At 52.7% G+C, this 25,740-nt stretch carries 18 protein-coding genes; 11 read left to right on the forward strand and 7 right to left on the reverse strand.

Annotation, left to right across the window (positions count from 1 at the left end; all coding sequences use genetic code 11):
• Nucleotides 1-90: IS3 family transposase (locus CSQ88_RS17665; RefSeq protein ID WP_143449393.1), on the forward strand; the 90-nt coding region annotated here is incomplete at its 5' end.
• Nucleotides 91-160: 70 nt separating this feature from the next.
• Here the strand turns inward: CSQ88_RS17665 and CSQ88_RS17670 are convergent.
• The 4 genes from CSQ88_RS17670 to CSQ88_RS17685 all read right to left on the reverse strand — a co-directional run bounded on the left by CSQ88_RS17670 (nucleotide 161) and on the right by CSQ88_RS17685 (nucleotide 2,335).
• Nucleotides 161-616, reverse strand: coding sequence for a VOC family protein (locus CSQ88_RS17670; protein WP_099399409.1), 456 nt, complete (start codon nucleotides 614-616; stop codon nucleotides 161-163).
• Nucleotides 617-686: 70 nt separating this feature from the next.
• A complete protein-coding gene (aqpZ, locus tag CSQ88_RS17675) occupies nucleotides 687-1,382 on the reverse strand; it encodes an aquaporin Z (protein ID WP_099399410.1) in 696 nt (231 codons plus the stop codon).
• Between the two features lie 120 nt (nucleotides 1,383-1,502).
• Nucleotides 1,503-2,078: a ribosomal protein S5-alanine N-acetyltransferase gene (gene rimJ, locus CSQ88_RS17680; protein WP_099399411.1), complete on the reverse strand. Its 576-nt coding sequence runs from the start codon at nucleotides 2,076-2,078 to the stop codon at nucleotides 1,503-1,505.
• Nucleotides 2,075-2,335, reverse strand: a complete 261-nt coding sequence (locus CSQ88_RS17685; protein WP_099399412.1) for an accessory factor UbiK family protein — start codon at nucleotides 2,333-2,335, stop codon at nucleotides 2,075-2,077. The genes rimJ and CSQ88_RS17685 overlap by 4 nt, the downstream gene beginning before the upstream one ends.
• Before the next feature lie 317 nt (nucleotides 2,336-2,652).
• On the opposite strand from CSQ88_RS17685, the gene glnK reads away from it, so the two are divergent.
• Both glnK and amt read left to right on the forward strand, forming a co-directional pair.
• Nucleotides 2,653-2,991 carry a P-II family nitrogen regulator gene (glnK, locus tag CSQ88_RS17690; protein WP_099399413.1) on the forward strand — a complete coding sequence of 113 codons (339 nt, stop codon included), beginning with the start codon at nucleotides 2,653-2,655 and terminating at the stop codon, nucleotides 2,989-2,991.
• A gap of 23 nt (nucleotides 2,992-3,014) precedes the next feature.
• Complete coding sequence (gene amt / locus CSQ88_RS17695) at nucleotides 3,015-4,424, forward strand: ammonium transporter (protein ID WP_099399414.1); 1,410 nt, start codon at nucleotides 3,015-3,017, stop codon at nucleotides 4,422-4,424.
• Between the two features lie 222 nt (nucleotides 4,425-4,646).
• Here amt and CSQ88_RS17700 read toward each other — a convergent pair whose 3' ends face one another.
• Nucleotides 4,647-5,864 (reverse strand): multifunctional CCA addition/repair protein, encoded by a 1,218-nt coding sequence (locus CSQ88_RS17700; protein WP_099399415.1) that lies wholly within the window; start codon nucleotides 5,862-5,864, stop codon nucleotides 4,647-4,649.
• 94 nt (nucleotides 5,865-5,958) lie between these two features.
• Between CSQ88_RS17700 and cysK the strand changes: the two genes are divergently transcribed.
• The 6 genes from cysK to CSQ88_RS17735 all read left to right on the forward strand — a co-directional run bounded on the left by cysK (nucleotide 5,959) and on the right by CSQ88_RS17735 (nucleotide 12,443).
• Nucleotides 5,959-6,891, forward strand: coding sequence for a cysteine synthase A (gene cysK / locus CSQ88_RS17705; protein ID WP_099399416.1), 933 nt, complete (start codon nucleotides 5,959-5,961; stop codon nucleotides 6,889-6,891).
• A 477-nt stretch (nucleotides 6,892-7,368) separates the two neighbouring features.
• Nucleotides 7,369-7,965, forward strand: a complete 597-nt coding sequence (locus tag CSQ88_RS17715; protein WP_099399418.1) for a TetR/AcrR family transcriptional regulator — start codon at nucleotides 7,369-7,371, stop codon at nucleotides 7,963-7,965.
• A 163-nt stretch (nucleotides 7,966-8,128) separates the two neighbouring features.
• Nucleotides 8,129-9,286, forward strand: coding sequence for an iron-containing alcohol dehydrogenase (locus CSQ88_RS17720; RefSeq protein ID WP_099399419.1), 1,158 nt, complete (start codon nucleotides 8,129-8,131; stop codon nucleotides 9,284-9,286).
• Nucleotide 9,287: 1 nt separating this feature from the next.
• Nucleotides 9,288-10,199, forward strand: a complete 912-nt coding sequence (locus tag CSQ88_RS17725; RefSeq protein ID WP_099399420.1) for a glutathione S-transferase — start codon at nucleotides 9,288-9,290, stop codon at nucleotides 10,197-10,199.
• A 79-nt stretch (nucleotides 10,200-10,278) separates the two neighbouring features.
• Nucleotides 10,279-11,301, forward strand: coding sequence for an NADP-dependent oxidoreductase (locus CSQ88_RS17730; RefSeq protein WP_099399421.1), 1,023 nt, complete (start codon nucleotides 10,279-10,281; stop codon nucleotides 11,299-11,301).
• Between the two features lie 41 nt (nucleotides 11,302-11,342).
• Nucleotides 11,343-12,443 (forward strand): alkene reductase, encoded by a 1,101-nt coding sequence (locus tag CSQ88_RS17735; RefSeq protein WP_099399422.1) that lies wholly within the window; start codon nucleotides 11,343-11,345, stop codon nucleotides 12,441-12,443.
• 46 nt (nucleotides 12,444-12,489) lie between these two features.
• Here the strand turns inward: CSQ88_RS17735 and CSQ88_RS17740 are convergent, their stop codons facing one another.
• Nucleotides 12,490-21,654, reverse strand: a complete 9,165-nt coding sequence (locus CSQ88_RS17740; protein WP_099399423.1) for an S-layer family protein — start codon at nucleotides 21,652-21,654, stop codon at nucleotides 12,490-12,492.
• Between the two features lie 693 nt (nucleotides 21,655-22,347).
• Between CSQ88_RS17740 and CSQ88_RS17745 the strand changes: the two genes are divergently transcribed.
• Complete coding sequence (locus tag CSQ88_RS17745) at nucleotides 22,348-22,881, forward strand: YfaZ family outer membrane protein (protein ID WP_099399424.1); 534 nt, start codon at nucleotides 22,348-22,350, stop codon at nucleotides 22,879-22,881.
• 93 nt (nucleotides 22,882-22,974) lie between these two features.
• Here the strand turns inward: CSQ88_RS17745 and CSQ88_RS17750 are convergent, their stop codons facing one another.
• Nucleotides 22,975-24,189, reverse strand: a complete 1,215-nt coding sequence (locus tag CSQ88_RS17750) for an MFS transporter (RefSeq protein WP_099399425.1) — start codon at nucleotides 24,187-24,189, stop codon at nucleotides 22,975-22,977.
• Between the two features lie 131 nt (nucleotides 24,190-24,320).
• On the opposite strand from CSQ88_RS17750, the gene CSQ88_RS17755 reads away from it, so the two are divergent.
• Nucleotides 24,321-25,493, forward strand: coding sequence for a phosphoglycerate kinase (locus tag CSQ88_RS17755; protein WP_099399426.1), 1,173 nt, complete (start codon nucleotides 24,321-24,323; stop codon nucleotides 25,491-25,493).
• The last annotated feature ends 247 nt before the right edge of the window (nucleotides 25,494-25,740 follow it).

Genomic DNA, 25,740 nt, shown 5'->3' on the forward strand with positions numbered 1-25,740 from the left:
TACATCCATTACTATAACCACGACCGAATCAAACTGAAGTTAAAAGGGCTGAGTCCTGTGCAATACAGAACCCAGCCCTTGAGCGCCTAGCTTTTATACTGTCCAACTAATTGGGGTCAGTTCAATACAGATCGGCTTTTTTGCGTTTAAGGTATTCGTTTTACTGAGTGAAAAACGCCGCGAAGCGCTTATTGATTTCATCCGGAGACACATCTTCAATATGCGTAGCAAGGCTCCAGATATGGCCAAACGGATCTTTTAATGTACCGATCCTATCGCCATAAAACTGATCGCTGACGGCACGCAGCTCAACAGCACCGTGCTTAATCGCCTGCTCAAAAGCAGCATCAACATTTTCTACATACAGCATGATGCTCACTGGCGAATTACCCAGAGCGGCCGGGCTTACATAGCCCATTTCAGGGTGCTCGTCGGCCAGCATAATGGATGAATCGCCAATTTTAACTTCGGCGTGAGCGATTTTGCCGCTCGGGTCGGCCAAGTGCATGACTTCGGTGGCGTTAAAGGCGCTTTTATAAAACTCAATGGCGCTGACTGCGTTGTTGACTATCAAGTAAGGCGTTGCGGTATGGTATCCATGTGGTATGGCTTTCATTGCTGCATCCTTGTTCAAAAGTAGCCCAACATAGCGCGCTCGGGATTAAGTCGCGCCTTTAACAACCCGCTTAAGCAGGCTGATCTTCACTACCAATAAAGCGGTAAATCACGGCACCTAAGATGGCACCTGCAATTGGAGCAAGCCAGAACAACCATAGCTGACCGATAGCAAATTCGCCTGCAAACAGAGCAACAGCAGTACTGCGGGCTGGGTTCACCGAGGTATTGGTTACAGGAATGCTGATCAGGTGAATCAGGGTGAGGCCCAGACCAATAGCGATGGGTGCAAAGCCTTGTGGAGCGCGTTTGTCTGTAGCACCGAGGATAATGATCAGAAACATCATAGTCATGACCACTTCGGTAATCAGCGCTGCGGCCATGGAGAACTTACCCGGTGAGTACTCGCCATAGCCATTTGAAGCAAAGCCACCGAGGGTTGTGAAGTCGGCTTTACCGGTCACAATAAAGTAGAGCACGGCTGCAGCCACAATCCCGCCTGCAACCTGGGCAATGATATAGGGCACAAGCTGATTGGCAGGGAAGCGTTTGGCCGCCCAAAGGCCTATAGAAACCGCAGGGTTAAGATGGCAGCCAGAAATATGGCCTATTGCATAGGCCATGGTCAGAACGGTCAGGCCAAAAGCTAAGGAAACACCCACAAAGCCAATCCCTAGTGCGGGGAAGGCTGCTGCTAAAACTGCACTGCCGCAGCCGCCAAGTACCAGCCAGAAAGTGCCAAAGAATTCTGCCGCGTATTTTTGCATTTCGTGTATTCCTTTCAATTAGATTACATTTTGAGAGGGCGAATATACAGCTGAGCCCTTGTACGGGTACAGGTAAAAGTAGCTTGCATCAGTGTTTGCTGCGGGTGTTTGTGTTGAAGCTCACATGTGAGCAGGGTTAATCAGTGAATTTAAAACATGATCCTGCCATTGCCCTGCAATTTTCAAGTAAGACCGCGCATAGCCTTCTTTTTCAAAACCTAAGCTTTGCAACAGCCTGGCGCTGCGCAGATTATGCGGCAGATGGTTGGCCATAATGCGGTGTAAATCTTGGGTGCGAAACAGGTGTTCAATCGCCGCATCAAGCGCCTCTTTCATCAGGCCCTTGCCCTGCGCGCAAGCTGCAAGTGAATAGCCCAAATGACAGGCCATAAATGGCCCTTGAACAATATTACTGAAACTACATTGCCCCAGCATTTCAGCACTGTGGGTATCAAGCAATACCCAGTGAATGGCTGTGCCCTGCTCAAATTGCAGCCTGGCGTTTTCCAGCCTGAGCTGCCAGGCAAAGGGGGTGAAAAAATCCTCATCCCTTTGCGGGTCCCAGGGGGCAAGATGGCTGCGGTTTTCTTGCTGGAAGCTGGCCCAAAGCGCCGCCTGTGCAGGCTCAGCCAGCACAAGCTTTAAGCGCCCGGTATTGATTTGTTCTGTTTCTGGTTTTTTCTTGCCAAAAATCATAGTGCGTCTTGTGGGTTATTGGCGTGCAGTTTGGTTTCCAGCTCGCTGATCCGGGCTTCTAATTCATGCATTTTTTCACGTGTGCGGGCCAGCACTTCCTGTTGTATTTCGAATTCTTCACGGGTGACTAAATCCATTTTGGTAAAAGCCGAGGCCATCATGGCGCGGGCGTTTTTTTCCATATCTTTGGCTGGGCTGGCTGCAATCGCTTCGGTGATTTTGCTGGCGATTTCGTCAAAAAATTTATCTTTAAGCATGGTGAATATCCTTGGTGTTGTTGCTGCACCGCATGTGGGGCGGGTGATTGTTCATTCTTATTCCGTTGTTGCACAGGCAAGTGTTGCTGACTCGCTTTTGAACGGTGTCGGTTTGACTTTTAAGTTTAGCAGAAGCTTGCCATTTTTAGATCGCACCACTCTGGTGCAAATTTAAGTTGCAGTGCACCATAGAACGTCTATTGTTGGTGCATTACCCCGCTGAGCGATTTTCAAGGCTATGAATTCAGTGCGTTTTATCGCTTGGCATACTTTGTGCTGATCTTTGATCGTACCCCACCTTTGAGAAGGAGCACCCCATGAAATTCGTGTCTGCGATTATTAAGCCGTTCAAGCTCGATGAAGTTCGCGAAGCTTTGTCGGAAATTGGCGTTCAGGGCTTAACCGTGACTGAAGTGAAGGGCTTTGGCCGCCAAAAAGGGCATACCGAGCTTTATCGTGGTGCCGAATATGTGGTGGATTTCCTTCCTAAAGTCAAAGTGGAGGTGGCTATCGGTGATGATCAGCTGGAGCAAACGCTGGAAGTCATCGAAAAAGCCGCCAATACCGGCAAGATTGGCGATGGCAAAATCTTTGTATTTGACCTGCAGCACGTGGTGCGGATTCGTACGGGTGAAACGGGCGAAGCAGCCATTTAACTTAAAACTTGCCGGAGAGAGTGATGATGAAAAAATTATTTGCAGCTTTCGTCCTTAGCGCGGCCTCAGCTCAAGGTTTTGCTGTTGAAGCGGCCGCATCTGCCCCCGTTGCCATCGTGGATACCATTAATAAGGGGGATAACGCGTGGATGTTTATCTCCACTGCCCTGGTGATTTTGATGTCTATTCCAGGCCTCGCCTTGTTTTATGGCGGTTTGGTGCGCTCTAAAAATATGCTGTCGGTGCTGATGCAGGTGTTTTCTGTGTTTGCAATGATCTCCGTGCTGTGGGTGGTGTACGGTTACTCGCTGGCATTTACTGAAGGCAATGCTTTCTTTGGCTCGTTCAGCAAAGTGATGCTCAAAGGGGTAACGCCTGATTCAATTGCTGCAACCTTTAGTAAAGGCATCGGTATCTCTGAGCTGATTTATGTGGTTTTCCAGGGGGCATTTGCGGCGATTACCTGCGGCTTAATTGTTGGCGCGTTTGCTGAGCGGATTAAATTTGCAGCCGTACTGGCTTTTTGCGCGATCTGGTTCACTTTCTCCTACCTGCCAATGGCACATATGGTTTGGTACTGGACCGGCCCTGATGCATATCTGACGCAAGCTGCGGCTGATGCGGCAACCGCCACGGCAGGTTTTTTATTCCAAAAAGGTGCGCTTGATTTTGCTGGTGGTACGGTTGTGCATATTAACGCTGCGGTTGCAGGGCTTGTTGGCGCGTTTATGGTGGGCAAGCGTATTGGTTTTGGACGTGAAGCCATGACACCGCACAGCCTGACCATGACCATGATTGGTGCATCATTGCTGTGGTTTGGCTGGTTTGGTTTTAACGCCGGATCAGCACTGGAAGCCAATGGTGTGGCGGCTCTGGCATTTATTAATACATGGCTGGCAACAGCGGCAGCGACCATGTCATGGTTACTGGCCGAGTGGATGCTAAAAGGTAAGCCTTCATTATTGGGCGCTGCATCGGGTGCGGTAGCGGGCTTGGTAGCGATTACCCCAGCTTGCGGCTTTGTAGGGGTAGGAGGAGCCTTGGTGATAGGCCTGCTGGCAGGCGTTATTTGCCTGTGGGGTGTGCATGGTCTGAAGCGCCTGCTGGGGGTGGATGATGCTCTGGATGTGTTTGGTGTGCATGGCGTGGGTGGTGTTTTAGGAGCCATTCTGACCGGTGTATTTGCAGCACCAGATTTGGGCGGCACAGGGATCTGGGATTATGTAGCTAATAAAGTGGCCGCAGATTATTCGATTCTTGCCCAGGTAAAAATTCAGGCTATCGGCGTAGGCACAACTTTGTTATGGTCTGCTGTGGTTTCGATTATTGCCTTTAAGCTGGTTGATCTGGTGATTGGCCTGCGTGTACCTGAAGAAGAAGAACGTGAAGGCTTGGATGTGACGAGCCACGGTGAAAAAGCATATAATCTATAGCTAATATAGATAAAGCCCTAAGGTCAAAGATAAAGTCTTAGGGCGTACTAACAGTTCGCTGCAAGCAAGTGAGACGGGTGTCCTCCAATTCTCTCTCTAAAAGGTATCGGTTTACTGCTTGTCTCATGGATGTGTAGCGTATTGTGGGAAGCCCGCCAGGCAACTGGCGGGCTTTTTTGCGCACGGGCATCCTTCACGTTTTCTTCTTGAGAGTCTTATTTTTTAAAGCTTGTGTGTGCCCGCTTCACGAATGGCCGCTATTCTGGCCTGCCTGATTTTCTCCGGGATTTGTGCCTTATCTGCACAGCTTTGGGCAATCTCACCGCTGTTTACGGTATTGGCTGCGGCCAGCAGCTTTAATAAAAAGGCGGCTTGCGGATATTCGCAGTTTTCAAAAGTTGTGCGCCCACGCGCATCGGCCAGGCAAGCGTCGAGCATTTGGCTAAAGCGTTCTGGCTTTCTGAATGCATCGCAGCGCTGAAAGACTTCCAGTACGGTGGCGGGGCGTAATTGCTCTGCGGTGTGGATGTGGGTGTGCTCACGGCAAACCATGCGGGCCAGATCCCGGCAATCGCCAGGTACACGTAATCTTTCGCACAAAGCCTCAACCCGCGGCACACCGCGTGCTTCATGGCCGATATGCCCTGGCAAAATATCGGTTGGCGTGGTGGCCTTGCCCAAATCGTGGCAGAGCGCGGCAAAGCGGGTGGTGAGCGGCCAGTTTTGGCTGGCGGTGTAGTCGAGCACCATCATCACATGCACGCCGGTATCGACTTCAGGGTGATAGTCGGCACGTTGCGGCACGCCCCAAAGCGCGTCGATTTCCGGTGCAATACGGGTCAGCGCTCCACAGCGGCGCAGTATTTCAAACATCCTGGATGGTGTGTCTTCCATCAGCCCCTTGGCAAATTCCTGCCACACCCTTTCTGCCACCAGATGATCAGCTTCACCGCTATTGACCATCTCCTGCATCAGGGTGAGTGTTTCTGGCGCCACATCAAAACCAAAGCGTGCGGCAAAGCGTGCGAGGCGCAGGATACGTACCGGGTCTTCGCTAAAAGCGGGGGAAACATGGCGCAATAGCTTGGCTTGCAGATCGGCCCGGCCGTTAAACGGATCGGTGATCTGGCCGAGCTCATCTTCGGCCATCGCATTAATGGTGAGGTCGCGGCGCAGCAAGTCTTCTTCTAAAGTAACCTCTTCGCTTGCAAATACGGTAAAGCCTTTGTAACCATGGCCGGATTTGCGTTCGGTGCGGGCAAGGGCGTATTCCTGGTGCGTTTTAGGGTGCAAAAATACCGGGAAATCTTTGCCAACAGGCGTGTAGCCTAGTGCCTGCATCGCCTCTGCTGTGCTGCCAACCACCACCCAATCAATATCCCTTACCGGCAGGCCCAGCAATTTGTCCCTTACAGCACCGCCAACGCGATAAACCTTCATTGATCTTTCCTTAGATTTTTTAGTCACTTTATCTGTTAATTATATTGCCGCTACAATCAACCATCTTTTATGAAACTGATGACAAGGATGCCGCATGAAAATCGCCAATAGCATTACCGATCTGATCGGCAATACGCCTTTAGTAAAGTTAAATCGTGTTGCTCAAGCAAGCGGGGCAACGATTGTAGCAAAGCTGGAGTTCTTAAATCCTTCGCACTCGGTGAAAGACCGCATTGCTGTAGCGATGATTGATGCTGCCGAGGCGGCTGGCCTGATCGGGCCGGATACGGTGATTGTGGAGCCTACTTCCGGCAATACCGGCATTGGTTTGGCGATGGTTTGTGCGGCGCGTGGCTATAAATTAGTGCTCACTATGCCAGAAAGTATGTCTAAAGAGCGCCGTGCATTATTACGCGGTTATGGCGCCACGCTGGTGTTAACCCCTGCTGCAGAAGGCATGGGCGGCGCGATTGCCACGGCAAAAGCCTTGGTGATTGAGCACAGCAATTACTTTTTGCCGCAGCAGTTTGAAAACCCGGCTAATCCGGAAATCCACCGCCGCACAACGGCAGAAGAGCTGTGGAAAGATACCGATGGCCAGATTGATATTCTGGTAGCTGGTGTGGGTACAGGCGGCACAATCACAGGGATTTCGGAAGTATTAAAAGCGCGTAAACCTTCATTTAAAGCAGTGGCAGTAGAGCCGGATGCCAGCCCGGTGCTGAGCGGCGGTCAAAAAGGCCCGCATCCTATTCAGGGGATCGGCGCGGGTTTTGTGCCAGGCGTATTGAATACCGAAAGCTATGACGAAGTGATTCGGGTAAAGAGCGAAGATGCATTTGCAACAGCGCGAGCCTTGGCCACGCAAGAAGGGATTCTGGCCGGGATTTCCGCAGGTGCAGCAACCTGGGCCGCTATCGAGCTGGGCAAGCGGCCAGAAAACGCAGGCAAGCTGATTGCTGTGATTATTCCTTCCTTTGGCGAGCGTTATTTATCTACGCCTTTGTTTGAAGGTTTGTTGGATTGATGGTGGGGCAGCTTTTGTAGGGCGGGTGCAACCCGCCGCTTTTGCTAACTACTTAAAGTCAAAAAGAACTTTTAAGTGCCTTCGGCACGTTGATTTAGGTGCGGGCGTCCCGCTGGACCTTCCTTTCTTGTGCGGCCAAGAAACGAAGCCAAAGAAGGCCACCCCTAAAACACGAAATCCCCTCGCTGCGGACAATCGAGGTGGCGTCAATTCAACTCGCTTCGCTCAAACACGAATTGACGACGGCCCCACCCCGCTTGTTCCTCGCTCGGCGTGTTTTCAGGGGGGTAAAAGCCCCGTGCGGAGAGCTTGGTAATTATGTTTTTTCGTTGTTTGCGGATGAAAAAACAAAGTGGTTAGCTTATAAGGGGTGGCCCCGCCGTGAAGTGCTTGAGGTAACTGTTGGGGGGAACAAAAACGTGCCCACCCTAAACAAAAAACTAGACGACTGGTCTATTCTTGTGAGAGACTGCGTTCATGGCTAAGAAAAAACACGAAGATACACGCGAACATTTACTGGCAGTGGGCGAATCCATCCTCAGGGGGAAGGGGTTCACTGCGGTGGGGCTGGCAGAGATTTTAACTGCTGCCGAAGTGCCTAAAGGTTCGTTCTATCATTACTTCCCCTCAAAAGAGCACTTTGGCTGTGCGCTTTTAGAGCGCTATTTTGTCAATTATCAGCTGCATATGCAGTCTTTAGAGGCGCAATACGATTGCGGCAGCGAGCGGCTGATGCATTACTGGCGCAGCTGGCTGATGACGCAAGGCGCTTGCAGCCAGGCGAATCAGTGTATGGTGGTTAAGCTTTCTGCAGAAGTGGCCGATTTGTCAGAACCCATGCGGCAGGTGTTCAAGCAGGGCACTGATGGCGTGATTGAGCGCCTAGCAAAATGGCTGGATGAGCCGCGCTGCGAAGGGGCCGTATTGCCGGAAATGAGCCCGCAGGCTGTGGCGCTGATGCTGTATCAGATGTGGCTGGGTGCCAGCCTGCTGACCAAAATACGTCAGGATAGCAGCGCGCTGGAAACCGCCATGCAAACCACTTGCCACCTTTTAGGTGTGAAAGATTTGTAGGTAGCGGCACACTTTTGTGCCCGCGCACCGCTTAATGGGGAAGGGCAGATCAGCTTTGCCTTCCCGATCATATTTGTAATAAACACTTCGGCAACGTTGCCGATTTTTTTGATACCCAATCTAGACGACTGGTCTATTTTTGTAAATTTATAAGGAATGCACCATGCAACAATTCGAATTTTACAACCCCGTTAAAATCGTTTTTGGCGAAGGCCAGATTGCTAAGTTGGCCACTCTGGTGCCTGCAAATGCCCGCGTGCTGGTGCTCTACGGCGGCGGCAGTATTAAAAAAAATGGCACTTACACCGAAGTGATGGATGCCTTAAAAAACCACAGCGTTGCTGAATTCTCTGGCATTGAAGCCAATCCAACTTATGAAACCATGATGAAAGCCGTGGCACAGATTAAGGCAGAGAAAATTGATTTTCTGCTGGCTGTGGGTGGGGGCTCGGTCATTGATGGCACCAAATTTGCTGCCGCAGCTGCCCTGTACGAAGGCGAGCCTTGGGATATTCTGACTACGCACGGCCGGAACATTAAAGCCGCCTTGCCGATGGGCGCAGTGCTGACTCTGCCTGCTACCGGCTCGGAAATGAATAGTGGCTCGGTGATTACGCGCAGCGAAACCAAGACCAAATTAGCATTTATGAATCCCTTGGTGTTCCCACAGTTTGCTGTGCTTGATCCAACTAAAACCTACAGCCTGCCGGCGCGGCAAATTGGTAACGGCGCGGTGGATGCCTTTGTGCACGTGGTTGAGCAATATTTAACTTACCCAGCCAATGCCCCCGTGCAAGACCGCTTTGCCGAAAGCCTGTTGCAAACCTTGATCGAAGTGGGCCCGCAAGCGCTGGCAACGCCGCATGATTACACCGTGCGCTCTAATTTAATGTGGGCCGCTACGATGGCGCTCAATGGCTTGATCGGTGCCGGTGTGCCACAAGATTGGGCGACGCATTTACTGGGGCACGAGCTGACTGCTTTATACAATATCGATCACGCGCAAACGCTGGCGATTATCTTGCCATCGATGCTGAATGTGCGCCGCGCCACCAAGCGTGAAAAACTGCTGCAATACGCTGATCGTGTATGGGGCATTACGGAAGGCTCGGATGATGCACGTATCGATGCCGCGATTGCCAAAACCCGTGATTTCTTTGAAGCCATGGGCGTTAAAACCCGCATGCGTGATTATGGTCTGGAAGTCAGCGCCATTAATGCCGTGCTTGAGCAGCTAAAAGCCCACGGCATGGTGGCCCTGGGTGAGCACGGTGATGTGGACTTGGCTACCAGCAGGCTCGTTTTAGAAGGCAGCTACTGATATGAATGCTGCGCTGATTTTGCATCATTACCAGGCCTCGCCCTACTCAGAAAAAGTGCGATCCTATCTGGGGTTTAAGCGGCTGGCGTGGCAATCCCTGCTTATGCCTCCTGTGCTGCCTAAACCCGATTTAATGGAGCTTACCGGTGGATACCGGCGTGCGCCGGTATTGCAAATTGGCGCAGATATTTATTGTGATTCGGCATTGATTATTGCGGAGCTGGAGCAGCGTACCCTTTTGCCTGCTTTGGCCTCAGGGCCAAAGGCGGCGCAAGCCGAATTACTGGGCCGCTTATTTGATGTGGATATTTTTTGGCGTGCTGCACGCTATTTGATGGCAAGTCGTGTGGAGCATATTCCACAAGCCCTGCTTGATGATCGTATTGCCATGCACCCCCATTTGCCTTTACAAAAATCGCAATTGATTGCTGATCAGGCGCAATTAACCATCCAGCTGCGCGCCTTGATTTATCAGCTGGATCAGGCTTTAAGCGGAGTTGATTTTCTGGGCGGCATCAGTCCCTCTGCGGGCGATTTTGCGGTGTTTCATACCCTGTGGTTTTTGCAGGGCGCACATGCCTTAGAAGCGCTGGCGCCAAACACCATGGCTGTATTGCCGTGGATGGCCAGAATAGCGGCATTTGGCCATGGCGAGATGAGCAGTATCTCAGCGGGTGATGCGTTTGCTGCTGCAAAGCAGGCGAAACCTGTCGCTCTTGCTGAAATGCAGGACTTCATATTCAGAGCTGGCCAGAAAGTGGCTGTTCAACCAGAAGGCTATCCGCAGGAAAGCGTGGCGGGTGAGCTGGTTTATCTGGACGAGAAAAAGATTGTGATTGCCCGTCAAAGCGCCGTTTGCGGCCTGCTGCACCTTCATTTCCCACGCATGGATTACGAAATTCGCGCTGTTTAATTAATCACACAGGAAGCAAAAGGTTTTGTTTCCTGTCGTTTTCCCTGCGTGCGGGGATCAAACACTCTGGAGCTTACTTATGTCACCAACACTGAATCGCAGCATCGTTTTAGCCAGCCGCCCGCATGGTGCACCTGTACCTGCTGATTTTCGCTTAGAAGAGCACGCCGTCCCAGCTATTGGCAGCGGTGAAGTATTGTTGCGCGCCTTGTATCTGTCGCTGGACCCTTATATGCGTGGTCGGATGAGCGATGCGCCTTCTTATGCCGCGCCTGTTGAAGTAGGCGCTGTAATGGTTGGCGGCACGGTTAGCCGTGTTGAAGCATCGCAAAATGGCGATTATGCCGTGGGCGATTTAGTGGTGAACTTTGGTGGCTGGCAGGATTACAGCATCTCGGATGGCACAGGCCTGCAAAAGCTGGGCGCTTTGGCGTCTCCATCGCACGCATTGGGTGTATTGGGCATGCCAGGCTTTACCGCCTATATGGGTCTTCTGGAAATTGGCCAGCCTAAGGCGGGTGAAACCGTGGTGGTGGCTGCTGCTACCGGTGCGGTAGGCGCGATTGTCGGGCAAATAGCCAAAATTAAAGGCTGCCGTGTAGTGGGTATTGCCGGTGGTGCAGATAAATGCGCTTACGCCGTGAAAGAGCTGGGTTTTGATGCTTGTATCGATCACCGCGCCAGCGATTTTGCCGAGCAGCTGGCTGCGGCCTGCGATAAAGGCATCGATGTGTATTACGAAAATGTAGGCGGCGCGGTATTTGATGCGGTTCTGCCTCTGCTCAACCCTGCAGCGCGTGTACCGCTTTGCGGCCTGATCTCGCAATACAACGCTACCAGCCTGCCAGATGGCCCTGATCGTTTATCACTCCTGATGGGTACACTGCTGAGAAAACGTATCCGCATGCAAGGCTTTATTATCTGGGACGATTTCGGCCATCGCTACGGAGAATTCTTCACCGCCATGAGCCAGTGGATTGCTGAGGGCAAAATCAAATACCGTGAAGACGTAGTACAAGGCCTGGAAAACGCCCCACAAGCCTTTATTGGCCTGTTGGAAGGGAAGAACGCAGGCAAGCTGGTAGTGAAGGTTGCTGAGTAAGTTTGATTTTTATATTTAATTTTATTAATAAAGGAAATCTTATGTCTGCAGATAAATTGTTCACCCCCATCACCATTGGCAAAACCACACTTGCTAATCGCATGATTATGGCGCCGCTGACCCGCTCCCGCGCCAGCCAGCCTGGCGATGTGCCAACGGAAATGAATGCCATCTATTACGCCCAGCGCGCTGGTGCGGGGCTGATTATTTCAGAGGCAACCAATATTACAAATCAAGGCAAGGGTTATTCTCTGACGCCTGGTATCTACACCGACGCCCAGGAAGCGGGCTGGAAAAAAGTGGTGGATGCAGTGCACGCCAACGGTGGCAAGATGTCCTTACAGCTTTGGCATGTGGGACGGATCTCTAACCGGCTGGTACAGGAAAACGGCGCAGCGCCTGTTGCTCCTTCCGCTATTCAGGCCATCAATTCCACCAGTTTTGTGATTCTGCCGGATGGCACGCCAAGCCGGGCCCCATGCGATGCGCCGCGTGCGCTGGAAACCGCCGAGCTGCCTGGCATTGTGGCCGATTATGTGGCCGCTGCAGAGCGTGCAATGCGGGCAGGGTTTGATTTTGTAGAAATCCACTCGGCCAATGGCTATTTGCTGCAGCAATTCTTAGCCACGGGCAGCAATAAGCGCACCGATCAATATGGCGGCAATATGCAAAACCGTGCCCGCCTGTTGTTGGAAGTGATCAATGCAGTGGCCGCAAAAGTCGGTGCAGATAAAGTAGGCGTGCGCTTATCTCCTAACTTTGTAGCGCACGATATTGTGGACGATGAATCCGAAGCAATGACTATGTATCTGGCTGAGGAATTTAACCGCGCTGGCGTAGCCTACCTGCATATCGCCGAGCCGGATTGGGCTGGTGGTCAGCCTTTAAGTGATACTTTCCGTACTGATTTACGCAAGCAATACCAGGGCGTGATTATGACTTGTGGTGGTTACGATGTACAAACAGCAGAAGCACGTTTAGCCACTGGCACCGCAGATGCAATCGCCTTTGGCCGCCCGTTTATTGCTAACCCAGATTTGGTGGCGCGCTACCAGCAAGGCACCGCATTGAATACGCCTGATCAGGCGACATTCTATGGTGGCAATGAAGTGGGTTATACCGATTACCCGGTACTGGGGTAATCAGACGGCAGGGTGGGCAAGGTGATTTATCTTGCCCACGCTACATTTACTTGCTTATCGCCAATATCCCCGCAGCCTGTGTATTGGCCAGGCCATTCAGTCTTAGGGTTTGATCGCTGGAGACAAGGGCTTCTGTGCCGCCGATGAGGCGGCCGTTGGTGTCGAAGTTTTTCAGCAGGGATGCCATCTGGCTGACGTTGCTGACGGTTGGTGAAGCCAGAATGGCATCGCTGCTGAGGGTAACAGGCAGTTTTTCCGGGGCTTGCCAAGCGTTTGTGCTGGCTTCGTTAAAGGCGGCGATGGTTTGCACCATATTGACCACTTTTGTGCGCAAATCCGTGGCTGCCGCTGGTTTTTCGGTGGTAAACCAAACATCGGCAGCGGTATGGATCTGGCCGTTGGTGGTTTCAAATGTCGATTTAAGCCCAATGAAATTGCCGTTGTCTTTTTCAGCTGCCTTGCGAACATCCAGATTAAGCTTGCTGATATCCAGTGAGATCAGGCGTTTCAATTCGCTGGCGTCGCTGATGCCGTCCTGATTGGCGTCTAGCCAGACACGCAGCTCTTCAAAATCGCTGTCGTAGCTATCGATCACCCCATCGTGATTACTGTCCAGCTCGGCCAGTGCCGCATAGCCATTGGCGGCTTTGCTGCCGTCGCTTAGCAGGGTGGACGTGCCGAATAATTCTTTCCCATTGTTAATCACGCCATCATGGTTTCTGTCCATCACCAGCAAGCCATCACCCTGGCCCACCCAGCCGGTTTTGATTTTGCTGCCACTGGCGAGTAAATCAAATTCAACACCATCGGCCAGGCTGGTGGTGCTGATACCGTTGCCGTCTAAATCCAGAACCAGCGGGCTGATCGATGCAAGGTAAGGCGTTTGTGTGGTGGTAAAGGCCGCTTGCTGGGCACCGGTGAGTGCCATCGTTTGGGTGGTGGTAAATGCCTGCACCTGCAGCGTGGTTAAGCTTTGGATTTGCGTGGTGCTGAGGCTTGGGATCTGTTGCGTGCTGAGCGATGCAATGGCACTGCTTCTGATTGCTGCCAGATCGCTGGTTTCCAGCGCGGCCAGATTGCTGCCTGAGAAGGCTTGCAGCTGGCTGTTAGTCAGCACGGCGGCTTGTGAGGTGGTGATGGCAAGCACCTGGCTGCCTGATAAGGCCGCAATGGCGCTGGTATTGAGTGCCGCAAAATCGACGCTTTCTATTGCTGCAATATTGCTGGTGGAAAGCGCTGCTAACTGGCTGGCGCTAATGACAGAAGCCTGTACCGAAGTAAGGGCAATGATTTGTTCGGTGGTAAAGCCTGTGGCAAGGCTGGCAGAGTTCAGTGCCACGATTTGATTGGTGCTCATCCCCGCCACCTGGGCGGTATTGAGTGCGCCCAGCTGGCTGGCCGACAGGCTGGCTACGGCGCTGCTGCTGATTGCAGCAAAATCAGTGCTTTCAAAGGCGGCAATCTGGCTGGTTGACAGCGATGCAACCTGGCTGGCGCTTAAAGACGCGGCCTGGAAAGATGTAAGCGCAATGATTTGTGCGGCGGTAAAGCCTGTTGCCATGCTGGCTGTGCTGATTGCCGCAATCTGGCTGCTGCTCAGATTGGCGATTTGTGATGTGCCTAGGGCGGTAATTTGCGCGGAGCTTAACGCTGCAATGCCGCTGGTTTTTAACAGGGCGATATCGCTGATGCTCATGGCTGCCAGGCTGTTGGGGGTAATCGCTGCAATCTGGCTGGCGCTGAGCGCCCCGGCCTGCTCTTCTGTTAAGGCGGCAACCTGCACCGATGACAGCGTGGCAATGGCTGCGGTTTTGAGCACGGCTAAATCAGCGGTTTCCAGCGCGGCAATATTGCTGGCAGAGAGGGCGGCAATTTGCGATGTAGTGAGTGCTGCAGCTTGTTTTGTTGTTAGCGCAATGACTTGCTCATTGCTTAATCCATTGGCAATGGCCGCAGTATTAAGTGCGGCGATCTGGGCGCTGCTCATGCTGGCAATTTGCTCTGCACTTAATGCGGCGACCTGGGCAGTATTTAAGGCGGCAATGGTATTGGTTTTGAGCGCCAGCAGATCGCTGGTTTCAAGGGATGCCATATTCGTGGCGCTGAGGGCGGTTATCTGGCTGGCGCTCAGGGTTGCTGCTTGTGATGTGCTCATGGCGACGGTCTGGTCAGCGGTGAGTGCACTTATCTGATCGGTAGAGAGCACCGCAATGGCGGTGGTTTTTAGGGCTGCAAAGTCAATGGCTTCCATGGCCGCAATGCTGCTGAGCGCCGCTGCCTGGCTTGTTGTTAAGGCAGCAGCCTGGCTGGTGGTGATGGCCACGAGCTGATCGTTGCTTAAGTTTGCTATGGCGCTGGTATTCAGTGCGGCAATTTGCTTTGTGCTCAGGCCAGCAATCTGCTCAATTCCCAAAGCGCCCACCTGTGCGCTGGATAAAACAGCAATGGCGCTGGTTTTAATCGCGGCAAGGTCTTCGACTTCCATGGCCGCAAGATTGCTGCCTGACAATACGGCAAGCTGAGTGCTGCTGAGCGCCGAAGCTTGCCTTGTTGTCAGTGCCACAATTTGATCTGCATTTAAACCGCTGGCGATGACAGCCGTATTTAAGGCGGCAATCTGATAGCTGCTCAGGCTGCTGATTTGATCTGCATTCAGGGGGGCCACTTGTGCCGTATTGAGTACAGCCACGGCATGAGTACTCAGAGCCTGCAGATCACTGGTTTCCATTGCGGCCATATTGCTGACGGTAAACGCGGCAAGCTGGCTGCTGCTCAGTGCGGCGGCTTGTTGTGTGGTCAGCGCAATGGTCTGGGCTACGCTTAAGGCTTTAATTTGCGCGGTAGAGAGAGCAGCAATGGATAGCGTGCCCAGTGCCGCAAAATCAGCCGCCTCCATGGCGGCCACTTGGGTGCTTGTAAGCGCGCTGATCTGATCGGTGCTGAGGGCGGCTGTTTGTTGCGAGGTGAGCGCCGCAATTTTTGCGTTGCTTAAGCCACTGGCAATGGCGGCGGTGCTGAGCGCAATAAGCTGATTTGTAGTTAGGCTGGCAATCTGGCTGGCATTCATCGCCGCCACTTGGGCTGTGCATAAGGCGGCAATGGCACTGGTTTGCAGTGCAGCCAGATCGCTGGTTTCCATTGCGGCGATATTGCTGCTGCCCAGCGCAGTGATCTGGCTGGCGCTCAGAGCGGCCGCTTGTTGTGTGGTCAGGGCAATGGTTTGCTCCGCCGTCAGCGCGGCGATTTGATGAGTCAGCAGCGCAGAAATGGCATTGGTTTTAAGCGCGGCAAAATCTTCTGCCTCCATAGCAGCAAGGCCGGAGGTAGAAAACGCGGTGATCTGAGCCGTGCTGAGTGCAGCAACTTGCCTGGTGGTCAGCGCCACAATCTGATCCGGCGTCAGGCCGCTGGCAATGGCCGCTGTGTTGAGTGCCTGTACCTGGCTGGTACTCAGGCTGGCTATTTGCTCGCCTGTCATGGCGGCAATCTGGGCGGTATTTAATGCAGCGATGGCCGTGGTTTTAATCACCAGCAAATCGCTGGTTTCCATTGCGGCCATATTGCTGGTGCTGAGCGCCGCAACTTGGCTGCTGTTTAGCACAGCGGCTTGTTGTGCGGTCAGTGCAATGGTTTGATCTGCAGTCAGTGCGCTGATTTGATTTGTTGTCAGTGCGGTGATGGCATTGGTTTTAAGCGCCGCAAAATCTTCAAGCTCCATCGCTGCGATGCTGGCAGTGCTCAGAGCGGCTATCTGGTTTGTGCTGAGGGCTGCGGCTTGATTAGTGGTGAGTGCAATCACCTGATCGGCACTTAAATGAGCGATGCCATTACTGCTGATGGCGGCTATTTGCCTGGTGCTCAGGCTGGCGATTTGCTCCACAGTCAGCGCGCTGGTCTGATTGCTGTTGAGTACTGCGATGGTCGTGGTTTTAAAGGTGGCTAAATCGCTGGTTTCAAGGGCCGCAATCGCGGTGCTTGAAAGCACGGCAACCTGGCCGGTCGTCAGGGCGGATGCCTGATTGGTGGTGAGTGCAATCACCTGAGCGGCGCTTAAATTGGCGATGGCGCTGGTGTTCAGCACGGCAATTTGTGTGCTGCTGAGCTTGGCAATTTGCGCCGCCGTGAGCGAGCTGACCTGTGTGCTTGATAAAGCCGCAATGGCGCTGGTGCTGATCAGCGCAAGATAAGAGGTATCCAGCCCGCCTATGGTGTTTTCCGAGAGGGCGGTAATCTGGGCCATGGAAAACGCAGCAAACTGGGTGGAGGTCAGTGCCATCACCTGATTCATGGTTAAGCCATTGGCAATGGCATCCGTGCTCAGCGCCGCAATGTGCCGGGTGCTGAGCGCCGTAATCTGATTTGTTGTCAGCGCGGCAATGGCATTGGTTGTGAGCGCGGCTAAATCACTGGTTTCCAGCGCGGCAATATTGGTGCTTGTCAGGGCTGCGGCTTGCACGCCTGTCAGTGCACCGGCCTGGCTGGTGCTGAGGGCAATGACTTTATCGCTGCTTAAACCTGCTATGGCCTGAGTATTTAAGCTGGCGATCTGGCTGCTGCCAAGGCTGGCAAATTGCTGGGTGCTGAGCGCGCCAATCTGGCTGCTTGAAAGCGCGGCAATCGATGCCGTGGCGATGGCGGCTAAGTCTGTTGTTTCCAGGGCGGCTATTTGCAGGCTGCTTAAGGTGGCCGCCTGGCCGGCGCTGAGTACGGCCGCCTGGTTTGAGGTGAGCGCTGCAATCTGGCTGGCCGTTAAACTGCTGATGCTGCTTAATGCGCCAATTTGCCCGGTGGTAAGCGCCGCAATCTGATGGGTAGACAGGGCGGCAAGCACGGTTGTGCCCAGTGCCGCGATATCGCTGGTTTCCATCGTGCTGATTTGCGAGGAAGAAAGTGCCACCACTTGCGTGCTGCTCAGTGTGGCTGCCTGCTGAGTGCTTAAGGCTGCAATCTGATCACTGGTCAAACTTGCCATTCCAGCGGTATTTAAGGCGGCAATCTGCGTTGTTTTCAGGCTGGCAATTTGCTGTGTGCTGAGCGCTTGCAGCTGCGTGCTGCTCAGTACAGCAATTGCGCTGGTTTTAAGCTCGGCCAGATCGCTGGTTTCAAAAGCGGCAATCTGGCTGCCGGACAATGCGGCAACCTGGCTGGTGATCAGGGCTGCCGACTGGCTGGAAGTCAGCGCGGCTATTTGCTCTGTGCTCAGGCCCGCCAATGCATTGGTATTTATCGCTGCAATTTGCCTGCTGCTGAGGCTGCTTAGCTGATAAGTGCTCAGATTACTGATCTGGCTGCTGGATAAAACGGCAATGCCCATGCTGGAAAGCGCAGCTAAGTCGCTGGTTTCTAAAGCCTGAAGTTGCGTGCTTGATAATGCCGAAATTTGCCGCGTAGTCAGGGCGCTGGCCTGGCCGGAGCTCAGCGCAACGGTTTGCGCGGTGCTCAGCGCGCCCACTTGATCTGTAGAAAGCGCGGCAATGGCGGCGTTACTGAGGGAGGCAAAGTCCGTTGTTTCTATGGCTGCAATTTGCGCTGTGGATAGCGCTGCAATTTGCGCGGTATTCAGGGCGCTGGCCTGAGCTGATGTTAAAGCCGCGATTTTATCGCTGCTCAGGCTGGCGATGGCCTGGGTATTGAGCGCGGCAATCTGGCTGCTGCTCAGGCTGATTTGCTGAGCATTGCTCAGCCCGCTGATTTGCGTGCTGGATAAAACAGCAATGGAGGCCGCCTGTATCAGCGCTAAATCGCTGGTTTCCAGTACGGCTAATTGTGCGCTGGATAAGGCTGCTGCCTGGCGGGTATTGAGCGCTGCTGCCTGGAGGGTGGTCAGCGCAAGCAGCTGACTGGTACTCAGGGCGCTGGCCTGATTGCTGGAAAGACCGGCAATGGCGGCCGCGCTCAGTGCAGCAAAATCTGCGGTTTCCATGGCGGCTAGGTTGCTGGTTGATAGCGCGGCGATTTGCACCGCACTTAAAGCGGCGGCCTGGCTGCTGCTCATTGCCGCAATCTGATCGGTTCTTAAGCCGCCAGCAATCACGGTGGTATTGAGTGCGGCAATCTGGCTGGTACTCAGGCTGGCAAACTGATCGGTGCTGAGCACGTTAATTTGTTTGCTGGATAGCGCGGCAATGCTGGCTACTTTTAGTACCGCTAAGTCACGGCTTTCCATGGCGGCCAGATTGCTGGTGGATAAGGCGGCAACTTGTGCTGTGGTCAGCGCCGCAGCCTGGCTGGTGGTCAGTGCCACAATTTGGTTGCTGTTTAAGCCATTTGCAATATTGGCTGTGCTTAAAGCCGCAATCTGATTGCTGCTCAGGCTGGCAATCTGGCTGGTGCTCAGGGCATCAAGCTGGGCGCTGCTGAGCACAAAAATGGCACTGGTTTTAAAGACGCTCAGATCGCTTGTTTCAAGTGCAGCAATGCTGCTGCTTGAAAGCGCAGCCACCTGTGAGGAGCTGAGTGCTGATGCTTGCAGCGTGCTAAGGGCAATGGCCTGATCAGATGTCAGCGCTTTAATCTGGCTGGTAGAAAAAGCGGCGATGGCTGTTGATTTGAGCGCAGCAAAATCGCTGGTCTCCATGGCGGCCAGGTTGCTGGTTGAAAGCGCGGCTGCCTGAGCTGTTGTGAAGGCTGCAGTTTGACTGGATGTGAGCGCCACAATCTGGCTGGTGTTCAGGCCATAGGCAATATTGCTGGTGCTTAAAGCCACAATCTGGCTGGTGGAGAGACTGGCAATCTGATCAGAGCTTAAGGCGCTGAGCTGCGCGGTATTTAAGGCGGCAATGGCGCTGATTTTAAGGGTGATGAGATCGCGGGTTTCCATTGCAGCGAGGCTGGTGCCTGAAAGCGCAGCAAGCTGGGCCGTTGTTAAAGCCGCAGTTTGATTGGATGTGAGCGCCACAATCTGGCTGGTGTTCAGGCCAGAGGCAATATTGGTGGTGCTTAAAGCCACAATCTGGCTGGTGGTAAGACTGGCAATCTGATCAGTGCTTAATGCGCTGATCTGCGCGGTATTAAAAGCGGCAATGGCGCTGGTTTTGAGCGCGATTACATCTCGTGTTTCCATGGCCGCCAGATTTGTTGCGGAAAGCGCCGCTGCCTGGCTGGAGTTTAAGGTGGCGATCTGGCTGCTGCTTAAAGCAATTACCTGAAGACTGTTGAGCCCGCCAGCGATGCCGGCCGTATTTAGTGCTGCAATTTGCTGGGTGGTTAAGCTAGCAATCTGGCTGCTGCTTAATGCGGCGATCTGATTGCTGCCAAGAATGGCGATGGCGCTGGTTTTCAGTACGCTTAAATCAGAGGTTTCCAGCGCAGCAATATTGCTGCTTGTGAGTGCAGATGTCTGCCTGGAAGACAGCGCAGCAGCCTGAGCAGTCGTCAGGGCAATGGTTTGATCTGAGGTGAGTGCCTGCATCTGATTGCTGGAAAGAGCACTAAGGGCATTGGTATTGAGCGCTGCAAAATCAGCCGTTTCCATCGCGGCAAGATTTGTTGTGGATAGCGCCCCCAGCTGGGCGCTGTTCAGTACCGCGGTCTGGCTGCTGGTGAGGGCTGCAACCTGGGCGCTGTTTAGCCCGTAAGCAATGTCTGCCGTGTTGAGTGCGGCAATCTGGCTGGTACTTAAACTGGCAATTTGCGCCGTAGTCAGCGCGCCAATTTGCGAGGTGTTTAAGGCCGCAATAGCGCTGGTTTTTAATGCAATTAAATCCCGAGTTTCCATCGCCGCCAGATTGCTGGCTGATAAGGCGGCTACCTGTGCGCTGCTTAAAGCGGCAGCCTGGCTGGTGGTGAGTGCCACAATCTGATTGCTGTTCAAGCCATTGGCGATATTGGACGTGCTTAAGGCGCTGGTCTGGCTGGTGCTCAGGCTGGCAATCTGATCGCTGCTTAAGGCGCTGAGCTGTGCGGTATTTAAAGCGGCAATAGCGCTGGTTTTCAGCACAATTAAATCACGCGTTTCCATTGCGGCCAGATTGCTGGCCGATAAGGCGGCCACCTGGGCGCTGCTTAAGGTGGCTGCCTGGCTGGTGGTGAGTGCCACAATCTGATTGCTGTTTAAGCCATTGGCAATATTGCTGGTGGATAGTGCCGCAATCTGGCTGCTGCTCAGGCTGCTGATTTGTAAAGTGCTCAGCACATTCAGCTGATTACTGGTGAGCGCGGCAATGGCGCTGGTTTTCAGTGCGGCTAAATCAGCGGTTTCCATGGCGGCAATATTGCTGGTGGATAAGGCGGCCACCTGAGCTGAGCTGAGTGCTGCAGCTTGCTGGGTGGAGAGCGCCACAATCTGGCTGCTGTTTAAACCGCTGGCGGTATTGGCGGTGCTGATCGCCGCGATTTGGTTGGTGCTCAGGCTGGCTATTTGCAAAGTACTCAGCGTATTGAGCTGATCGCTTGATAATGCTGCGATGGCGCTGGTTTTAAATACAGCAAGATCGCTGGTTTCCAGTGCCAGTAATTGCGTGCTGGAAAGCGCCGCGGCCTGGCCGGATGTCAGCGCTGCCGCCTGACTGGTGCTCAGTGCAATGATCTGGCTGCTGCTGAGCACGCTGATTTGCTGGCTGGATAGTGCTGCAATGGCGCTGGATTTGATTGCGGCTAAATCGGTGGTTTCAAGTGCAGCTAATTGTGTTGAAGACAGCGCCGCCAGCTGCGTGCTGCTGAGCGCTGCTGCCTGGCTGGAGTTCAGCGCGGCAATCTGGCTGCTTGTGAGCGCTGTAATCTGGCTGCTGGACAGCGCCGCGATGGCGCTGGTTTTAAGCACGGTAAAATCGCTGGTTTCTAAGGAGGCCAGTTGTAAAGTGGAGAGCGACGTTACTTGTGCCTGGCTGAGCGCGGCGGCCTGAGCGCTGGATAGTGCCACAATCTGATTGCTGCTGAGTGCGCTAAGCTGCTTGGTATTTAAGCTGGCGATGATTGCCGTGCTCAGGGCGGCGAAATCGTCGGTTTCCAGTGCTGAGATTTGTGTGCTGCTAAATGCACTGATTTGTGCGCTGCTTAAAGATTGAATCTGATTACTGCTCAGCGCGGCAATTTGCGTAGTACTCAGGCCCTGGCTGATTTGTGTGCTGTTTAATGCTGCAATTTGGCGGGTGTTAAATTGTGCTAATTGGATTGTTGTCAGTGAGGCAATCGCAGCGGTATTCACACTGGCAATCTGGGCCGTGGTCAGTTCTGCGATTTGGCTGGTGGTCATGCCAGTAAAGACGCTCATCATGCTATCCAATTGCAAGTGATAAAAGCAGGGCTGTCATTCTTACATCCGGTGCTTTTAAAAACATGAGATTCAGTCTCTTATGATACAGAGGAATTCTCGTCCTGTTCTGCTCACAAGATACATGGTGGTTTTTTGCCGTTTGATAATGAATCAGCCATTTATCGGTTTATTAGTTGATAACTTTAATCCTTGTTTCTCTTACATGTTCTTTGTAAGAAATTTGTTGCTTGTTAGATGACGCAGTTACTTTTTTCAAGTTTTTACTGATTATTTTTTATTAAAGAATATTTAGTGATATTCACCCGGGTGCTAATCAGGCCGTGTTTCAGATTATTAATTATATTTTCGGATTAACAGGCATCAATGGATATTGAAGTACAGCGTTAAAACGGATTTACTTTTGTGGTTTCTCTTATGTTTTTATTCAAAATAGCGCAAATAAACGGATACCCGGCCACTGTTACACTGCGATGGCGGCACGCTCTTTAGCCTGGCTGTGTCATGGTTAATCAGATTTATCAGCGGCATCTGCTGCACTATTCATCAGGCGCAAAATAGTGCTCATTTCTTGATGTATTGATTTAATTTCGTAAAAAATAGCCATTAAAACTGGAATTAATCGCCTACCCATGGTGTGTTTCTCAGGCTTACTATCAGGCAAATATTTTTAAACTGCTTGCTGGAGCTGACATGAAAAAAACACTTTTGGGCGCAATCCTGGCGCTGTCTTTACCTGTGGCAGCACAAGCGGGTGAGCTGACAGCAAGAGCAGGCGATGGTTTTTTTGGTGCGTCTTATGAAGGAAGCTTGCTTTTATTGACCACCAGTGCAGACTGGCTGACCAATGATGGCACAGGCAATATCGGCTCGCTGGGCCTGGGCGTGCAGGCGCCACTGGGGATTGCCAAGCTTAAAGCAGGCGGCAAGCTGGTTTATATGAATTTTAAACATCAGGATAACCATTACGCGGCTGCTTTGGGTGGCGGTGTGGATATTCCTGTTGGCGCGTTTACGATTTATGGCCAGGGTTATTTTGCACCATCGGGCCTGGCTTCTGATGGCGTGGATCATTACAAAGAAATGCGTGCAGGCGTGCGCTGGAATATGACTAAGATGGTGTCGCTGGATGCGGGCTATCAGTATGGACATATGGAAGGTAAAGATGGAAACCGCTCAGTGACGGTAGCCGATGGTATTTATCTTGGTGCACAGCTTAACTTCTGATTTCAAGAAGTCAGCGATAAAAAAACGCAGCGGTTGGCTGCGTTTTTTTATGTGCGGGATGTCATTTAAAGCTGGTTTAGTGAGGGTTGATGACTAATCAATCTCTCTGATCACCCGTATTTTCATCGTCATGCCCACCATCAGCAGCGCCAGCAGCAGGCCAAATACCGGCAGCACCCACCGGATGCTGATATGCATCGCAAATAAGGCGGTAACCAGAGCATAGGAGAGCGGGGCGAGGCCCATGGATGCCATTGAGTTCAGGCTCATAATCCGCCCCAGTTTTTGCCTGTCGGTGTAATGTTGGATCAGCGACATCATTGGCACATTATTGGCTGCAACGCCCAGCCCGATTAAAACTTGCAGCGCTAATGCTGCGGGCAGCCAGGTCGCGAGGGCCAAAGAGGCCAGCAGCAGGCCTTCGATGGCAATCACCACGGTAATCATCAGCAGGCGTTTTTGGATTGGCGGGTAGAGGGTAAGCAGCAGCCCGCCCAGTACCATGCCCGCCGCAAAAGCGCTTTGCATAAAGGAAAGCGTGCTGGCGCTGCCTTGCAAAAGATCCGTTACCACCAGCGGCACGCCTAATCCCAGCGGGCCCATAAAGAGTAAATTGGCCGCAGCATAAACCAGCATCAGGGCCCGCAGCACGGGCGTTTGAATCATGTACTGCATGCCTTCTTTCAGCTCGCTGAGCATGCTGAATCGCTTGCGGCCAGCCAGTAAGGCAGGCTCTTTGATCAGTGCCATGGCAATCAGCCCGGCCAGCAGCATGATGGCGGTGAGCGAAAATACGGTTTCATAGCTGAATAAAGCCAGCATGGTGCCACCCAGCACCGGGCCAAACACCAGCCCCACCTGATTGGTCGTCAGCATGATGGAATTGGCGCGGGTTAAATCGCTTTCGGCCACAATATTGGGGACAAGTGCATCGCGCGCAGGCCAGAAAAAAGCATCCAGCGCGCCATAAATCAGCGCAAAGCCAACCATCACGCCCATGCTGAGCTGATCATTGGCAACAATCCCCACCAGCACCATCAGCAGTAGCACCCGCAGGCCTACCGAGGCCAGAATAATATGGCTGCGCTTCATCCGGTCGGCCAGCACGCCGCCTACCGCCATCAGCATAATGCGGGGCACCGATCCGGCGATCATCACCAGCCCCAGCTGCTCTTTTGCGCCCAGGGTTTTGATCACCAGCCATGTTTCGGCCAGCATGGCGATGGCGAGTGCAAAGTTGCTGATCAGGCTGGCCAGCCAGAGCAAAAGGAAATTGCGATTGCGCAATAGTGCAGGAGCTTGCTTCATAGATCTCAGAATCAGTATGTTAAAATGCGTCAAACATCTTAAGCGCAGTCGCTGCCAGAGCGTTATGCTCTGCTTGCGTATTTGCCTCACACTATTCCTCTTTACATTTCATCCTTTAAAAGGAAATCACCATGGCTTTTCGTAAGATGACCGAGCTTGAATTAGCGGGTAAAAAAGTACTGATCCGTGCCGATCTGAATGTGCCGGTAAAAGACGGTGTGATTGGTGATGACACCCGTATCCGCGCATCGATCCCAACGATCGAAGCCGCTTTGCAAGCCGGTGCCGGCGTGATTGTGATGAGCCATCTGGGCCGCCCGACTGAAGGCGAATTTCAGCCTGCCGATGATCTGGCCCCTGTAGCCAAACGCCTTGGCGAATTAATGGGCACGGATGTGGCCGTGGTGAATGATTTCAACGGTTTTGTTGTGAAAGCTGGCGAACTGGTACTACTGCAAAACGTGCGCTGCAATAAAGGCGAAAAGAAAAACGCCGACGAGCTGGGCAAGGCCTACGCTGCGTTGTGCGATGTATTTGTAAACGATGCCTTTGGTACAGCGCACCGCGCCGAAGCATCTACCCACGCCGTGGCTAAATTTGCCCCTGTCGCAGCCGCTGGCCTGTTGATGGCAGGCGAGCTGGATGCGCTGGGCAAAGCGCTGAAAGCACCGGCTTCACCACTGGTGGCCATTGTGGCGGGCTCTAAGGTATCTACCAAGCTAACCATTCTGGAATCTTTGTCAGATAAAGTGGATTACCTGATCGTGGGCGGCGGCATTGCCAATACATTTTTACTGGCCGAAGGCCGTGAAGTGGGTAAATCCTTAGCCGAAGCCGATCTGGTGGATAACGCCAAGCGCGTAATCGCCAAAATCCGCGCCCGTGGCGGCGATGTGCCTTTGCCTAGCGATGTGGTGATTGGCAAGCAATTCTCCCCAACCGAGCCTGCTGTTGTTAAAGCGATTGCCGATGTGGCCAGCGATGATATGATTTTTGATATCGGCCCGGATACCGCAGCACGCCTGGCTGAAGTATTAAAAACCGCCGGTACCATTGTCTGGAATGGCCCGGTTGGCGTATTTGAATTTGACCAGTTTGGCAAAGGCACCGAAGTGCTGGCCCGCGCGATTGCTGCTTCCCCAGCGTTCTCGATTGCCGGTGGTGGTGACACCCTGGCTGCAGTGGCTAAGTACGATATTGCCAACGATGTCAGCTATATCTCTACCGGCGGCGGCGCTTTCCTTGAGTTCCTCGAAGGCAAAGTATTACCAGCTGTAGAGATTCTGGAACAGCGCGGCGCTTAAGTACCGCCAGCATAATTGCCATACAAGGACGTATCGGTAGACGGCAGTTCAGCTCTCTCAGTAAGATCAACGCCAGCAACGATGCTGGCGTTTTTTTCGCCTGTTTACTTGGGGTCTGTTGCAATGCTGTTCACTTTATAGTCAAATGATGGATAATTGATAGATAATTTCTTTTTTTCATTAATCATGAAGTATGGCGAGCAGAGCTGCACATTTGGAAGATTCGATTCGAATATCTGACTACTTA

The organism is Iodobacter sp. BJB302, from assembly GCF_002735645.1.
Taxonomy (GTDB): Bacteria; Pseudomonadota; Gammaproteobacteria; order Burkholderiales; family Chitinibacteraceae; genus Iodobacter.

Bases quoted from the DNA above. Each gene is read 5' to 3' on its own strand.
- rimJ (WP_099399411.1), bottom strand. From the start codon at position 2,078: ATGATTTTTGGCAAGAAAAAACCAGAAACAGAACAAATCAATACCGGG.
- CSQ88_RS17670 (WP_099399409.1), bottom strand. From the start codon at position 616: ATGAAAGCCATACCACATGGATACCATACCGCAACGCCTTACTTGATA.
- CSQ88_RS17745 (WP_099399424.1), top strand. From the start codon at position 22,348: ATGAAAAAAACACTTTTGGGCGCAATCCTGGCGCTGTCTTTACCTGTG.
- CSQ88_RS17725 (WP_099399420.1), top strand. From the start codon at position 9,288: ATGAATGCTGCGCTGATTTTGCATCATTACCAGGCCTCGCCCTACTCA.
- cysK (WP_099399416.1), top strand. From the start codon at position 5,959: ATGAAAATCGCCAATAGCATTACCGATCTGATCGGCAATACGCCTTTA.
- CSQ88_RS17730 (WP_099399421.1), top strand. From the start codon at position 10,279: ATGTCACCAACACTGAATCGCAGCATCGTTTTAGCCAGCCGCCCGCAT.
- CSQ88_RS17755 (WP_099399426.1), top strand. From the start codon at position 24,321: ATGGCTTTTCGTAAGATGACCGAGCTTGAATTAGCGGGTAAAAAAGTA.
- CSQ88_RS17750 (WP_099399425.1), bottom strand. From the start codon at position 24,189: ATGAAGCAAGCTCCTGCACTATTGCGCAATCGCAATTTCCTTTTGCTC.
- aqpZ (WP_099399410.1), bottom strand. From the start codon at position 1,382: ATGCAAAAATACGCGGCAGAATTCTTTGGCACTTTCTGGCTGGTACTT.
- glnK (WP_099399413.1), top strand. From the start codon at position 2,653: ATGAAATTCGTGTCTGCGATTATTAAGCCGTTCAAGCTCGATGAAGTT.
- CSQ88_RS17715 (WP_099399418.1), top strand. From the start codon at position 7,369: ATGGCTAAGAAAAAACACGAAGATACACGCGAACATTTACTGGCAGTG.
- CSQ88_RS17740 (WP_099399423.1), bottom strand. From the start codon at position 21,654: ATGAGCGTCTTTACTGGCATGACCACCAGCCAAATCGCAGAACTGACC.
- CSQ88_RS17700 (WP_099399415.1), bottom strand. From the start codon at position 5,864: ATGAAGGTTTATCGCGTTGGCGGTGCTGTAAGGGACAAATTGCTGGGC.
- CSQ88_RS17720 (WP_099399419.1), top strand. From the start codon at position 8,129: ATGCAACAATTCGAATTTTACAACCCCGTTAAAATCGTTTTTGGCGAA.
- amt (WP_099399414.1), top strand. From the start codon at position 3,015: ATGATGAAAAAATTATTTGCAGCTTTCGTCCTTAGCGCGGCCTCAGCT.
- CSQ88_RS17735 (WP_099399422.1), top strand. From the start codon at position 11,343: ATGTCTGCAGATAAATTGTTCACCCCCATCACCATTGGCAAAACCACA.
- CSQ88_RS17685 (WP_099399412.1), bottom strand. From the start codon at position 2,335: ATGCTTAAAGATAAATTTTTTGACGAAATCGCCAGCAAAATCACCGAA.